This is a genomic window from Herbiconiux sp. UC225_62 (assembly GCF_042694625.1).
Lineage (GTDB): Bacteria > Actinomycetota > Actinomycetes > Actinomycetales > Microbacteriaceae > Herbiconiux.
The window spans coordinates 1,997,049-2,010,883 of the sequence record NZ_CP170551.1 but is presented as its reverse complement, the minus strand read 5'-3'; the positions used below and the strand labels follow the sequence as shown (position 1 = coordinate 2,010,883).

14 protein-coding genes are annotated in these 13,835 nt (G+C 65.0%); 8 read left to right on the top strand and 6 right to left on the bottom strand.

Features of this window, described 5'->3' with window-relative positions:
* Positions 1-722: 722 nt before the first annotated feature.
* The 4 genes from ACFJGU_RS09680 to ACFJGU_RS09665 all read right to left on the bottom strand — a co-directional run bounded on the left by ACFJGU_RS09680 (position 723) and on the right by ACFJGU_RS09665 (position 3,813).
* The gene (locus ACFJGU_RS09680) at positions 723-1,307 is read right to left on the bottom strand and encodes a recombinase family protein (RefSeq protein WP_382309829.1); all 585 of its coding nucleotides are present in this window, start codon (positions 1,305-1,307) and stop codon (positions 723-725) included.
* A 510-nt stretch (positions 1,308-1,817) separates the two neighbouring features.
* Positions 1,818-2,138 (bottom strand): putative quinol monooxygenase, encoded by a 321-nt coding sequence (locus ACFJGU_RS09675; RefSeq protein WP_382309827.1) that lies wholly within the window; start codon positions 2,136-2,138, stop codon positions 1,818-1,820.
* A 40-nt stretch (positions 2,139-2,178) separates the two neighbouring features.
* Positions 2,179-2,877 carry an SDR family NAD(P)-dependent oxidoreductase gene (locus ACFJGU_RS09670; protein WP_382309825.1) on the bottom strand — a complete coding sequence of 233 codons (699 nt, stop codon included), beginning with the start codon at positions 2,875-2,877 and terminating at the stop codon, positions 2,179-2,181.
* Positions 2,878-2,925: 48 nt separating this feature from the next.
* Positions 2,926-3,813: a helix-turn-helix domain-containing protein gene (locus tag ACFJGU_RS09665; RefSeq protein ID WP_382309823.1), complete on the bottom strand. Its 888-nt coding sequence runs from the start codon at positions 3,811-3,813 to the stop codon at positions 2,926-2,928.
* Between the two features lie 136 nt (positions 3,814-3,949).
* Between ACFJGU_RS09665 and ACFJGU_RS09660 the strand changes: the two genes are divergently transcribed.
* From ACFJGU_RS09660 to ACFJGU_RS09640, 5 genes are all read left to right on the top strand, one after another.
* A complete protein-coding gene (locus ACFJGU_RS09660) occupies positions 3,950-4,978 on the top strand; it encodes an NADP-dependent oxidoreductase (RefSeq protein ID WP_382309822.1) in 1,029 nt (342 codons plus the stop codon).
* A gap of 219 nt (positions 4,979-5,197) precedes the next feature.
* The gene (locus ACFJGU_RS09655; RefSeq protein WP_382309820.1) at positions 5,198-5,971 is read left to right on the top strand and encodes an SDR family NAD(P)-dependent oxidoreductase; all 774 of its coding nucleotides are present in this window, start codon (positions 5,198-5,200) and stop codon (positions 5,969-5,971) included.
* A gap of 30 nt (positions 5,972-6,001) precedes the next feature.
* A complete protein-coding gene (locus tag ACFJGU_RS09650; protein ID WP_382309819.1) occupies positions 6,002-6,337 on the top strand; it encodes a YciI family protein in 336 nt (111 codons plus the stop codon).
* Between the two features lie 201 nt (positions 6,338-6,538).
* On the top strand, positions 6,539-7,570 hold the full coding sequence (locus tag ACFJGU_RS09645) for a sugar ABC transporter substrate-binding protein (protein ID WP_382309817.1): 1,032 nt from the start codon (positions 6,539-6,541) through the stop codon (positions 7,568-7,570).
* Positions 7,567-8,622 (top strand): ABC transporter permease, encoded by a 1,056-nt coding sequence (locus tag ACFJGU_RS09640; RefSeq protein ID WP_382309815.1) that lies wholly within the window; start codon positions 7,567-7,569, stop codon positions 8,620-8,622. The genes ACFJGU_RS09645 and ACFJGU_RS09640 overlap by 4 nt, the downstream gene beginning before the upstream one ends.
* A gap of 102 nt (positions 8,623-8,724) precedes the next feature.
* On the opposite strand, the gene ACFJGU_RS09635 is transcribed toward ACFJGU_RS09640, so the two are convergent.
* Together ACFJGU_RS09635 and ACFJGU_RS09630 are read right to left on the bottom strand one after the other, a co-directional pair.
* Entirely contained in the window at positions 8,725-9,438 is a 714-nt protein-coding gene (locus ACFJGU_RS09635; RefSeq protein WP_382309814.1) for a TetR/AcrR family transcriptional regulator, read from the bottom strand.
* Between the two features lie 44 nt (positions 9,439-9,482).
* Complete coding sequence (locus ACFJGU_RS09630) at positions 9,483-11,144, bottom strand: (2,3-dihydroxybenzoyl)adenylate synthase (RefSeq protein ID WP_382310327.1); 1,662 nt, start codon at positions 11,142-11,144, stop codon at positions 9,483-9,485.
* A 137-nt stretch (positions 11,145-11,281) separates the two neighbouring features.
* Here ACFJGU_RS09630 and ACFJGU_RS09625 point away from each other — a divergent pair, with 137 nt between their 5' ends.
* The 3 genes from ACFJGU_RS09625 to ACFJGU_RS09615 all read left to right on the top strand — a co-directional run bounded on the left by ACFJGU_RS09625 (position 11,282) and on the right by ACFJGU_RS09615 (position 13,828).
* The gene (locus ACFJGU_RS09625; protein WP_382309812.1) at positions 11,282-12,529 is read left to right on the top strand and encodes an acetyl-CoA C-acetyltransferase; all 1,248 of its coding nucleotides are present in this window, start codon (positions 11,282-11,284) and stop codon (positions 12,527-12,529) included.
* Complete coding sequence (fabG, locus tag ACFJGU_RS09620; RefSeq protein ID WP_382309810.1) at positions 12,526-13,323, top strand: 3-oxoacyl-ACP reductase FabG; 798 nt, start codon at positions 12,526-12,528, stop codon at positions 13,321-13,323. Before ACFJGU_RS09625 ends, fabG begins: the two co-directional genes overlap by 4 nt.
* Before the next feature lie 67 nt (positions 13,324-13,390).
* Positions 13,391-13,828 carry a MaoC/PaaZ C-terminal domain-containing protein gene (locus ACFJGU_RS09615; RefSeq protein WP_382309808.1) on the top strand — a complete coding sequence of 146 codons (438 nt, stop codon included), beginning with the start codon at positions 13,391-13,393 and terminating at the stop codon, positions 13,826-13,828.
* Positions 13,829-13,835 lie beyond the last annotated feature (7 nt).

The window sequence follows — 13,835 nt, the reverse complement described above, 5'->3', positions numbered from 1 at the left end:
GAACTTCGTCTGCGACTGCGGAAATGGAATCAGATCTGGCAGACGGTGCTCGATCCCGTAGAAGAAGTTCGGTGGCCGGATGCCGAAGTCGGCCGGCAATGGACTGCCGAGGCGAAAGGTTGGTGCGTGACCTGCAGGTCGAACTCCCGCAGTTTTGCGTGGTGGAGGGGTTCAGAGCCCATGACCCGGACGGAGAACAGCCGCCCGGGCAATGACGCCGCGGCGGCAGTACCCGCCCCACCCGCCCATTGCGGGATCCCTCACCGCTCAACGTTCAATCGAACCCGCAAGTAGCTAGAAGCGGTATCCGCTCTGCCCGGAGTCGATCTGTGCCTGCAGCTGACGAAGCTCGCTCGCGAAGGCAGGATCAGATGCCGATAGGTGGTCGGCGCGCCGACCGACCCCATTCTTCTGACGAAGGAGGGCGGCTACGCCGACGAATGCCGCAGCGAGACCAATTGATCCTGCGGCCACAGCTGCGATGACGATACCCATGAGTACGTTCCCTCCATTTGGTTCTGCAAAGGCTAACTTCGACAGCCGATGATTACCAGTGAGGCCACCAGTAGAGAGCGACCGCTAGAGGGTCGATCACTGAAACCCTCGCGATCCGACTCACGGCCACAGAATCCGTGGGATCGGGATGTGGCACAGAGCCTGCCCGATTTGTTGCCCGGTGTAGGCCCCCTAAATGCAGCACCTCTCAGATGGCACTGCCAACGTCAAGCCTGGTCCAGCAGAGACATGCGCCGGTACAACGTCGCCCGCGAGATCTTCAGCTCCTTCGCGACCTGCGCGATTGGTTCGCCCTGCCCAACCAGCATCGCAGCACTCCGAATCTGAGAATCCGTAAACGTCTTCCGCCGGCCACCCAGATCCTTCCCTGCCGCTCGGCGCTTGGACACCGAGTCGCCGACACGTTCACGTTTGATGTCGAGCTCCATCTGCGCAAGCGCGGCCATCACCGTGAACACCATCGCTCCCATCGGGGTTCCCGTGTCGACATCACCGCCACCTAGGTTGAGCACCCGGAGGCCGGCGCCTCTTCCCCGGAGCTGCTCTGCGAACACGAGCATGTTCTGCGTCGACCGCCCCAACCGGTCCAACGTCGCGATCACCAACGTGTCGCCGGCCTCGAGTGCGTTGATCGCTTTATCGAACTCCGGGCGAGACGCCCTGGCTCCAGAGACACCCTTATCTATATAGAGGTCATCTCGGCGTGCGCCGGCAGCAATCAGGTCTGCGATCTGACGGTCAGTGTTCTGCTGCTTGGTCGACACTCTGGCGTACCCGATCAGCTTTCCCATGCACAACCCGTCTCACAACTCAGTTCGTTTACACGATTCTAATCACCCACTTGAGATACATAGATGCGAGAACCGCGGACCCAGCAAACCCGGGAGGCCATCTCCGCAACTTTGCGCCCGGACGAGACATCTCGTATCCCTAGGGTTGCGAGACGTCGGCTGCGTAGAAGAATTCGAGGTGACCGGCTGAACAGCTCTGGCGCAGGGTCACAGGTTACCTGCGACGAAGCCCCCTGGGGGTGCCCACGATGGTTTCCCACAGAGCGAGCGTCAAGCATTGCATAAGCGACGGCGGCGATCCGCTGGCGGACCGGTCGAAACGACCGCAGCACGGCGACAATCATCAGGACCATACTCAACGGGGAGCTGGCAGTGAAACGGTTAGAGCTGACGGCGGCCGGCGTGGTGCCGGCCCACGCACCACGCGAACGGGCACTCAATCCCTGGTGGCTGTCGGCAAGATCGTTCTTGAGTGTCTCCAAGTTCCTCCTGTTTTCCTGAGGGTCCGAGTCAACGGGTCGGACGGATGGGACGGAGGAATCGGAGTTCGTCCTCGATGTTCCCTGTCGTGAGCTCGAGCAGCGGCGGGATCAATTCCGATATCCAGGGAGACTCCGTGTGCCGACGGAGGGCCTCTCTGCTCACCCACCGCTCGTACACCACGAAGGTTCCCGGACGCGCCTCGTCTTCATGGACCTCGTAGTCGATGTTCCCCTCGTCGTGGCGTGCCGGGGTGACAACGCGAGCGATGAGCTCCCTCACCTCGGCCTCCCTTCCTTCCTTCGCCTGAGCCACCCAGAGGGCTGCAATGCTGGTGCTCGACTCGGTCATCGTGATCCTTCCTTACAGGGTGCGGTGTTCGGGCGGGACATCAGCGCAGAGTCGTTCCGCCGTTGACGACGAGAACCTGTCCGGTCATTGCCTGCGCACCATCGGAAGCGAGGAAGGCCACGGCGTTCGCGGTGTCCTCGGGAACGAGGCGTCGCTTCATCGCCTGGGTGGCGACGACGGCATCGAACTGGGCGGAGTCGTTGACGCTTCGGGCTATCGGAGTGTCGGTGAGACCGGGTGCGACCATTGTGACCGCGATTCCGTCGGCCCCGAAGTCGACCGCGAGTGTGCGAACGACTCCGAGTAGAGCGCCCTTGGCTGCGACGTAGGGAAGGAACTGGCTGCCGGGCGGCGACCACAGCGTATCCGAACCCACCATCACTATCCGGCCGAATCGGCGTTCGGACATTCCCGGGGCGAATGCCTGCGCCAGCCAGATCGCTGACTCGACGTTGACCGCCAGGAGACGGCGCCACCGGTCGGCGTCCAGTTCGTGCAATGCCATCGGGTCGATCACGGCGGCGGCGTGAACGAGCACGTCGACTCGCCCGTACTCGTGGAGCACCTGGGCCGCTGCCTGTTTGGTGGTGGCCTCCGAGGTCAGATCGGCGCGCACGTCCCCGCCGCGCCGACCCATGACCACGGTCTGGTACCCGCCGGCGCGGAGGGCCGTGACGATCGCATCACCGATGGCTCCGGTGCCTCCGGTGACGACGGCGACTCGTTTCTGGTCGGTCATGAAAAATGTCCTTTCTGGAGCAGGTCTGGGGGCTTTAGGTCGTGGCGCTCAGCCGTTCAGGTCCGCCGAGGAACGGCGAACGGATGCACGGCGATCGGATCCGTTTCCTTCTGCCGGTGCGAGCGAGGACGAGGCGAGCAGAGTCAACTTCTCTGCGTCTACCGACGCTCGGTCGGCGTGATAAATGACGAGCGTCATCCCGTCGGTCCCACTGATCGCCAGCCTCTCGCGATGGAGTGTGATCAGCCCGACCTGCGGATGATCGAACAGCGCTGGACCGCCGCGCTGAGAGCTGACGTCGTGGCGGGTCCACAGGTCGCGGAAGCGAGTGCTGGCGAGCGACAGCCGACCGACGAGTTCGATGAATCGGCGGTCGTCCGTGTCGGGACCGATCGCGTGCCGCAGACTCGAGACGTAGCACCGCAAGGTGCCGTCCCAATCACGGTGCAGCGACTGTTCCGCCGGGTCCAGGAACACGTCCAGCAGCTGATTGCCCCCCACGGACAATCGAGGAGACAGTGCTGAAGCCATAGGGTTCGCCGCCAGGACGTCGAAATAGCGGCCCTCCACGAAGGCGGGATAGGGCAGGGTGGACAGCATGGCTCGAGTTCCGTCGGGCACGATCTCCGCACGGACCTTGCGCCCCCGGTGTCGTGGTTTCTCGGCGGCGAGGCTCAGCAGATGGTTCAGGTGCTCCTCGTCGAGCTGGAGAACGCGGGCGAGGGATTCCAGCACCCCCACCGAGGGGTGCAGATCGCGCCCGCGTTCCAGACGGAGATAGTACTCGGCACTGATTCCGGCCAGCAGGGCGACCTCTTCACGTCGCAATCCGGGCACCCGGCGTCTTCCCGCCTCGACCACTCCAACTTGCTCAGGAGAGACGAGATCGCGGCGCGCTCGGAGGAAATCACCCAGGGTGTTCGGCTGCTCGGTCATGTCAGTACCGTAAGCCGCCTTTTCCCGACCAGGGAGTGCCCTCTCGATACAGGGGATACGAAGAGCACTGGCTGCGTCCGGATGCCCGCTGTTCTCTGGCAGAGCGGCATGACAACACCCCACGAAAGGAATGCACATGAGCACACAGGTGAATCGAAAGATCGTTCTGGTGGCACGACCCCACGGCGACCCCAAGCCCAGCGACTTCGAGATCCAGAAGGAGGAGGTACCGACCCCGGGAGAGGGACAGGTTCTCGTTCGCAACACCCTGGTGTCGATGGACCCCTTCAATCGCATCCTGATGGGGAACGCGAACAGCGACCAGGCTCCGATCGAACTCGGAGACACGATGTTCGGCTTCACGGTCGCCGTGGTGGAACAGAGCAACCACCCCGGCTTCGCCGCCGGTGACCGGGTGACGGGATTTCTCGGCACCACCGGATGGCAGGACTTCGCCCTGTCCGATGGATCCGACATCCGGCTGGTCGACCCCGAAGCGGTGCCCCTGACGTCGTACCTGGGCGCCTTGGGAGTGACCGGCCTGACCGCCTGGGTCGGCCTGACGAAGGTGCTCAATCCGAAGCCCGGCGGGACTCTTGTCGTCACCGCAGCAGCGGGCGCCGTCGGCTCGGCCGCGGCGCAGATCGGCAAGTTGCGGGGATATCGGGTCGTCGGCATCGCCGGCGGCCCTGAGAAGACCCGCCACCTGCTCGAGAACCTCGGCGTGGACGCCGCCGTCGACTACAAGGCCGACGACTTCGAGCAGAAACTCGCCCTTGCGCTGCCCGACGGGATCGACACGATCTACGAGAACGTCGGGGCTTCCCAGTTCCCGATCCTGCTTCCGCACGTCAACCTGGGTGCGCAGATCGCCGTCGGCGGCGTGATGTCGCAGATCACCACCACGGGGGCCTTCGAAGGTCCGAACACACTGCCGGATGTCCTGCGGGCGATCTTTTACAAAGACCTGACCGTCCGCGGATTCAACGTGACGAAGTTCTACGACTTCTACCCGGAGTTCCTGGCGGAGCTGACCCCAGCTGTCGCCGACGGGAGGCTCCTCTCCACCACCCACGTCATCGAAGGGCTCGAGAACATCCCGACGTCCTTCCCGGACATGTTCACCGGTCGCGTGGCCGGAAAGATGATCGCCAAGATCGCCTGACGAGCGGATCACAGCGGAAGGGTATCCCGCCCGACGGTAAACCTTCCGCTGTGCCCTGCCCGGGCAAGGCACTTGACATCGCCCCATGATCTCCCCAGCATATGACATACAGGTGAAAGATTTGACAATGTCGTCGTATTCACTGGGAGAGCGAGATGTTATGCATGACAGACAACTGATGGTCCGATCCCCTTTCGAGATCGATTCGAGGTCCGCCGGATGACCGAGGAGAGTTCGTATCGCCTCGCCGGCCGGACAGCCTTCGTCACGGGTGGGGCCTCGGGAATCGGCTCCGCCACCTGCGACGTGCTGGCCCGTCAGGGTGCGGCGATAGTGATCCTGGACGCGGATGGCGACGGCGCGGAACGGAAGGCCTCCGAACTCCGGGACAAGGGGCGCACGGCAACCGCCTACACAGTCGATCTGGCCCGCTCCGAGGACATCCGCACCGTGTTCTCGGCGGCGATCGAGTGGGCCGGCGGAATCGATTTCCTGATCTGTTCCGCAGGCATCATGGGCCCCCCGTTCGGCGTGCTCGACGTTCCTGAGGACGTCATCGAGTTGGTGCACCGAGTCAACCTCCATTCGAATTTCGTGCTCGCGCGTCTCGCTTCCGAGCGGATGATCGCCGATGGGGTGAAGGGGCGCATCGTGTTCCTCAGCTCCAGCTCGGCCTTTCGCGCAGAGATGTCGAACCCCGCGTACTCCACCACCAAGGCGGCGATCACGCAGCTCGCGCGGAGCCTGGCTGCCGAGATCGGCCTGCACGGTATCAACGTCAACGCCGTCGCCCCCGGGCCCACGCACACACCACTGGTGCGCTGGGACCGCGACGGCCTGAACGAACAGATGCGCTCCGGGCCGCTGAAGAACCTGATCGGGCGCGCATCGGAGGCCAGCGAGGTCGCCGAAGTGATCACCTTTCTGTGCATGCCCGCCTCCAGTGCCATCACGGGACAGGTCGTGCACACCAGCATGGGCGCCATCGTCTGATGGCCGTCGTCGACGATCGAGGAGAGATGTATGGGCCTGTTCGCAGTGCAATATGAGTATTCGACCGCGGACGTGGAGGGGCGTCAACTCGTGCGCCCGGATCACGCCGCCTATCTGAGGGGTCTCGAGGCGAGACGCATCCTGGTGTTCAGCGGACCCTACCCGGATGGGACCGGGGCGCTGCTGATGCTGCGTTCCGAGACGGAGGACGAGTGCCGCAGCGTGCTGGACTCCGACCCCTTCGCTCGGGCCGGGCTCGTCCACGGGCGGCGGATCAGTCCGTTCCTGGTCGGTCTCGGCCTTCCGGAAGAGACCGACCGGGTCGCGCCGGCCTCGGGCACTCCGGTCACGCCGCCGGGCACTTGACACAGGATGGCGCGCATCGTACCTTTTGACGAATGAGTCGAATCACCTACATAAACGATGATTTGGCTGACCCGAAGTCTACAAGGAGGTAAGACTGTGGAGAGCTCTGAACGAGCGCGACGAATCGTCGGCCGACGGCGAGTACGTCAGCTGGCTGCGATCGCCATCGCGGCACTGGCTTTGACCGGATGCACAGGAACGGTGGGAGAGGTCGCACCGACCGCCGGCGGCTCGGACGTCATCGTGGACGCGATGAATCCGGTCACCGAAGTACAGGGGCCCACGGAGGCGTTCACGCAACCGGCCGACAAGCACATCCTGATCCTGTACTGCGGCAGTTCCGGACAAGGATGCGTCGCCGAGGCTAATGAGACCAAGCAGATCGCCGAGTCACTCGGCTGGACGGTCGACATGCTCGACGGAAAGCTCGACCCCACCGTGTCGAATCAGCTCCTGAAGCAGGCCGCTCAGACCGGGGTGGACGGGATCATCGACATCTCCGCCGATCCGAACCTGATGGCCGACGCCATGGCCGTCGTCGCAGAGAAGAACATCCCCTTCGTCCTCACCGCTCAGGTGCCGACGGACGCCGACGTAGCGGGAGTGGACACCTACCTCGGGAGCGACCCGGTCAAGGGCGGCGAGGACATCGCCGACTGGATCATCGCCGATTCGGACGGTGCAGCGAATGTGCTCCTGCTGGATCTCCCCGGCTACTACTCGGCCGAGACGAGGATCGCGACCGTCGCCTCCAAGCTCGCCAGCGACTGCCCGGACTGCACGGTCGATACGGCCGACATCCCGGTGCAGACCATGGGGACGAGCCTGGCACCGCTGGTGACCTCGCGACTGCAGCAGAATCCCGACACGACCTACCTGGTCTCCCCCGACGACTGCTGCCTCAGCTTCGTCTACCAGGGCATCCAGCAGGCGAACAAGACGGGAAACGTCAACGTGGTCTCGGTGCAGGGATTCCCCGATCAGTTGGCGAACGTCGCCTCAGGAACTCTCGCGGCAGACCTCTCCACACCCATCCTGTACGAATCGTGGTTGTCGGTCGACAGCCTCGGCCGGCTGATGTCGGGACTACCGACGGAGAAATTCTGGGTCATGCCGCAGAGGCTCTGGACCACCGCGAACATCGACGACGCCTCCGATGACGTGTACGAGTCCGGCTGGAACCTGGACTTCGATTACGAGGCGATGTTCCAGAAGCTGTGGGGTAAGTCGTGAGCGGCCTGAAGGAATCGCCGACGTCGACGGGCACCGTCCCACGCGGCAAGGACGCAAGGGTCGCCGAGTCCGGACCTCGATCCCGTTCGACGGGTCGCGGACCGGCGCTGTCGGACCTCACCTCGAGGTTCGCCCTGATCGGCGTGCTGGTGCTTCTCTGGGTGATCTTCAGTCTGCTGAACCCCTCCGTGTTCGCCACGGTGTCCAACCTCCAGACGATCCTGTCGGTGCAGGCGACGACGGGATTGTTGGCACTGGCCGTGGTCGTGCCGCTGGTGGCCGGACACTTCGACCTCTCCACAGGATTCCAGCTGGGCCTGGCCCAGAGCCTGTGCGCAGTGCTCGTGCTCCGCGAGCACTGGCATCCACTGCTCGCGCTGCTGGTGGTCCTTCTCGTCGGTGTGGTGATCGGCGTCGTCAACGGTCAGCTGATCACCCGGCTGGGTCTGCCCTCGTTCACCACGACGCTCGGCACCGGAATGCTCGTTCTCGGGCTCACGGAATGGCTCACGAAGAACCAGGTGATCACCGGCACCGCCGCGGCCTGGTTCTTCGACCTGGGCCGCCAGAGCATCGCGGGCATCCCGTTGCCGTTCCTCTACCTGGCGATCGTGGCCGCCGTGTTGTTCGTGCTGCTGGAGTACACGGTCTGGGGAAGGCGCGCCTACGCGATCGGGGCGAACGTGGTGGCCGCACGCCTGTCGGGCATCGCGGCCGACCGCCAGGTGCGCCAGTCCTTCGCCATCACCGGATTCCTCTGTGCACTCGCGGGATGCATCTCGATGATGAGCCTAGGTGGCTCCTCACCCGTGATCGGCCTGGGTTCGCTCCTCCCGGCCTTCGCAGCGGCGTTCCTCGGTGCGACCTGCATCCGACCGGGCCGCTACAACATCCTCGGCACGATCATCGCGGTCTACGTCATCGGGGTGGGCATCACCGGCCTGCAGCAGCTGGGCGCGGATGTCTTCGTGCAGGATGTGTTCAACGGATCTGCACTGCTCATCGCCCTGACGATCGCCACGCTGACGCGTCGTCGTCGAGCGCGAGGCTGAGACCTCGTCGCACTGCCACTGGAAGACCTCTCGGCCCGGCCGCATCTTTGCAGCCGGGCCGATTGCCGTCCACGGCGAGAAACCCCACGCCTCCCCTGCGGGTCAGAGTGGATCGGTGAGCATGCCCTCAATCCGGTCGATGTCCAGCCGGAGACTGCGCAGCACGTCGAGGGGGTTGCTGGAGGTCAACCGCCCGTCCTCTGAGGCAAGACTGCGAACCGCCATCTCCGCGAGCTCGATCGAGACCGCTTCGAGATCGAGGTTCGAGTTGGGGTGGTACCACCAGGCGACCCAGTTCACGATGCCCAGGGTGCCGAACGCCGCAATGGACGGCGTGACCGTTCGGAACTCGCCGAGCGCGATGCCCTCTTCGATGACCCGCGTGATCGAACGCAGCACGGCTCGACGATTCGCGTCGTACGAATCAGAGACGGAGTCGGGCAGATCCGCTTCGGAGCGCAGGAGAAGCCGGAAGCGTTCGCCGTGCTCACCCTGCTGACGCACAAGATGCCGCATGATGTCCCGAACGCGTTCGGTCGCCGATCGTTCCTCGCGCTGAGCGAGCTCGGCCACCTCGGTCGCGGCCGACACGGTCGTCTCCGCCACGAGTCGGGCGAGTAGATCGTCCTTGCTCTTGACATAGTAGTAAAGGGCCGGGCGGGTCAGCCCTACGGCGTCGGCGATGTCCTGGAAGCTCGTGCCGGAGAAACCTCGCTGTGCGAAGAGCCGGGTGGCTTGATCGAAGATCTCCTGCTCAACTAGGCCCCGACGCACCCCCGACTTGCTCATCGGCGGCTCGGGTCGTTTGTCGCTCATACGCCCTCACTCTACAGGGGGCTCTGACAACTACGTCAACGGTTCTATCTCGCCGTCAGGGTTGCCTCGGCGGCCCGTGCCCGGAGCTGCTTCTTGTCCACCTTGCCGACGGGGGTCATCGGCAGCGATGAGACCCATTCCAGGCGCTCGGGCCACTTGAACTTCGCCACGGACAATGCGTCGAGGTGCATTCTCACATCATCCAGGGTGAGGGGTTCGCGGGCAGCGACGAGGTAGGCGCAGGCGCGTTCGCCGAGGCGCTCGTCCGGCATCGCGACCAGTGCCGCACCGACGATGCCCGAGTGGCGAAGGAGCAATCCTTCGACCTCTTCGGCGCTGATCTTCTCGCCACCCCGGTTGATCAGATCTTTCAACCGGCCCTCGATCGCGATGCCGCGTTCGCCGCCGAGCTGCCGGACGGCCACCAGATCCCCGGTCCGGTAGAAGCCATCCGAGGTGAAGGACGCCGCGTTGATCTCGGGGGCGTCGAAGTAGCCGTGGATCGTGTACGGGCCCCGGCAGACGAACTCGCCGACGGCCCCATCCTCGACCTCGGACTCGGTGCCGGGTTCGAGCACACGGAATTCGTCGAGAGATGAGATGGGCACTCCGACGGTCTGCAACCGATTCTCGGTCGTCGCCGTGGGCGTCGACATGGTGAACAGCCCCTCGCCCATTCCGAAGGTCTGCCCGGCCCACACCCCCTGTCGTTCGAAGGCCTCGAAGACGCGCGGCGGCACTTTCGCGCCGGAGAGCAGAACCCGTCGCATCGATGTCATACCCTCGGCGAACCTCTCGTGGTCGACCACGGAGAAATGCCCGTGGCCGATGAGGGCATCGGTCGCACGCTCGCGGGCCATCAAGGCGAGCGCCTGGTCCAGCACCGCAGTGGCCAGTATCAGTGTGCCTCCGACACTGTGAACGGCGTGCAGTGCGCAGGAGATGCCGGCGTTGTGGATGATCGGAATGAGGTGCGCTGCGCGCGTCTGCTCCGACCAGCCGCTGGCATGGGCGAAGGCGAAGGCGTTGTACCAGTACTCGGCGTGCAGCCGAGGGATCAGTTTAGGGATCCCCGTCGTGCCTCCCGACAGCTGGAACGCGACGACCTCGTCAGGGTCGATGATCTTCTGGATCTCCGCCACCCGGTCGCGAGCCAGCGCGGCATCCGTGTCGGCGATGAGCTGTTCAATCCGCACGCCGGGGGAATCCTCCGATGCACCGGCTGTGAGGATGTGACGCAGCGTCGGATGATCGCGCCGAATGTCGATCGCGAACGAGATCAGGTCGAAGGAGGACGGCGTCGGGGCCGACTCCACCAGGTGCGCGACGGCGCCGACCTTGCGGCTGATCGCGCCGATCTCGTGGGCGCGGTGGGCGGCCAGGGTGCAGACTGGAATGAGGCCGGCCTTCAGCAGGCCGTACCACGCGACGACGGACTGCAGCCGGTTGGTGAGTTGCACCATCACCCGATCGCCTGGCAGCAACCCCAGCCCGGCCAGTCCGGCCCCCAGACGGTCGGTGAGTTCGTCGAGCTCTCCGTAGGTGAGCGATCCCTCCTCGGCGACCACGGCGCACCGCGCCGGATCCCGTCGAGCAACCCGGTGGAACTCCTCACCGATCGAGCTCGAGCCCCACAGACCCGCCGATCGATAGCGTTCCGCGAGGTCGGCGGGGAATGGCGTGATCCGTCCGTCCCAATTGATCACCAAGGGGCCTCCTGTCGACATTGACGTGGTCGTCGAAATGATAGTACGAAATATTCATCGACAGCGTCAAGCATTAGACGTTATAGTAAGGGGGCAGCGTTGCGGCGACCCCGACGGGTCTGGGAGAGGTGGGCAGGATGGCACGCGAAAGCCAATCGGGAGCCGAAGCGGTGATCGTCTCGACGGCACGATCGCCGATCGGGCGGGCCACCAAAGGAGCTCTCGCTCAGATGCGGCCCGACGACCTCTCGGTGCAGATGGTCCGGGCGGCGCTGGACAAGGTGCCCGAACTGGATCCGCACGAGATCACCGATCTGATGCTCGGCTGCGGCCTGCCCGGCGGAGAGCAGGGCTGGAACATGGGCCGGAACGTGGCGGTGCTGCTCGGCTATGACCACCTGCCGGGCACCACTGTCACCCGCTACTGCTCGTCGTCTTTACAGACCATCAGGATGGCGTTCCACGCCATCAGAGCGGGCGAGGGCGACGCGTTCATCTCCGCCGGCGTGGAGACGGTGAGCCGATTCTTCAAGGGCACCTCCGACTCCACCGGCGACCCGAGCATCCTCAACCCGGCGTTCGCTGACGCGTCGACGCTCAGTGCCCAGCGAACCGAAGCGGGCGCCCTGCCCTGGCACGATCCACGCCGAGACGGGCGACTGCCGGACGTCTACCTCTCGATGGGTCAGACCGCCGAGAACGTGCAGCAGGTTCTGGGCATGAGTCGAGCCGAACAAGATGAGTTCGCGGTCCGCAGTCAGAACCTCGCGGAGGCGCAGATCGCCTCGGGATTCTGGGCGAGGGAGATCACCCCGGTGATCCTGCCGGACGGATCGGTCGTCTCCGCCGACGACGGTCCGCGTGCGGGCGTGACCTTGGATGCAGTGAGTCAGCTCAAGCCGGTGTTCCGCCCCGATGGGACAGTGACGGCGGGCAATGCCTGCCCACTCAACGACGGCGCGGCCGCTCTGGTCGTGATGAGCGACTCCAAAGCCCGCGATCTCGGGTTGACCCCGCTGGCACGCATCGTCTCGACGGCCGTAAGCGGTCTCTCGCCGGAGATCATGGGCCTCGGCCCTATCGAGGCCATCCCCGCAGCGCTGCGGAACGCCGGCCTCGGGTTGAGCGACATCGACCTGTTCGAGATCAACGAGGCCTTCGCCGTGCAGGCTCTCGGCTCCGCACAGCGACTCGGCATCCCGATCGACAAGCTCAACGTGAACGGCGGGGCGATCGCGGTCGGCCACCCGTTCGGCATGACCGGCGCCCGGATCGCCACCACCCTCATCAATTCCCTGCAGTGGCACGACAAGCAGTTCGGAGTCGAATCGATGTGCGTCGGCGGCGGGATGGGCATGGCGATGGTGCTGGAGCGACTGTCGTGACCGAGGGTGAGCGCCTGAGCACGCCGCATCCGTCGGGTTCGCCCCGGATCGCCCTCGTGACCGGCGCGGCCCGTGGGATCGGCGCGTCGATCGCCCTCCGATTGGCGCAGGACGGCCACGCCGTCGCGGTTCTGGATCTGAAGGCAGCGGAATGCACGGAGACCGTGCGGACGATCGTGGCCGGCGGTGGGATCGCACTGGCGGTGGGCGCCGACGTGACCTCGGAGGACGAGGTCGCGCAGGCTTTCGCCGCCATCGAGGCCGAGCTGGGGTCACCGACCGTCCTCGTGAACAACGCCGGGATCATCCGCGACAACCTCCTGTTCCGAATGACCGTGGACGATTGGGACCAGGTCATGGGCGTGCACCTTCGTGGTGCTTTCCTGATGAGCCGGGCCGCCCAGCACTCGATGACCCGGCAGGGTTTCGGTCGCATCGTCAACCTGTCCAGCACCTCATCGCTGGGAAATCGGGGCCAGGCGAACTATGCCGCCGCCAAGGCCGGGATCCTCGGATTCACCCGGACTCTGGCCCTCGAGCTCGGGCGCTTCGGCGTCACCGTCAACGGCGTCGCACCGGGTTACATCCAGACCGAGATGACTCGCGTGACCGCCGAGCGCCTCGGCGTTCCCTACGAGGACATGCTCCAGCAGTGGGCGGCCCGGGCATCGGTCGGCAGGATGGGCCAGCCCGCCGACGTGGCCAACGCGGTCTCGTTCTTCGCGAGCGAGGAGTCGGGATTCGTGTCCGGCCAAATGCTCTATGTGGCCGGCGGGCCGGCTCTTGAGCTCTAGCGAGAATCACGCACCAGAGAGCGCAGCAGCCGCCCCAACACCATTGCTCGCAGCCGAAGATCTGACCGTGGGTTCGTCGATCGACCTGGGGAGCTACACGGTCGCCCTTGAGGAAATGGTGCAGTTCTCCCGGCAATGGGACCCGCAGGAGTTCCATACCGACCCCGGGGCCGCGGCCGCCGGACAATTCGGCGAGATCATCGCCAGCGGAGTGCACACCCTCGCGGTGTTCCAACGACTGGCCGTTCTGGGTGCTTACCACTCCTGGGACGTCGTGGCGGGTCGTTCGATTCGCGATGTGCAGCTGACCAGTCCTGTGCGGCCGGGGGCGGAGCTCTTCGCAGCGCTCACCATCGACGAGATCACGTTCGGCCGGCCGGATCGTGCACTGGTGTCCGCTACCGGCCGGTTGCGCACCGCGCAGGCCCTCGTGCTGAGCGTGTCATTCGACTCGTACGTTCGCCGCCGTCCCGACAGCGCGGATAGCGCATCCGGGCATATTTGACTTATTC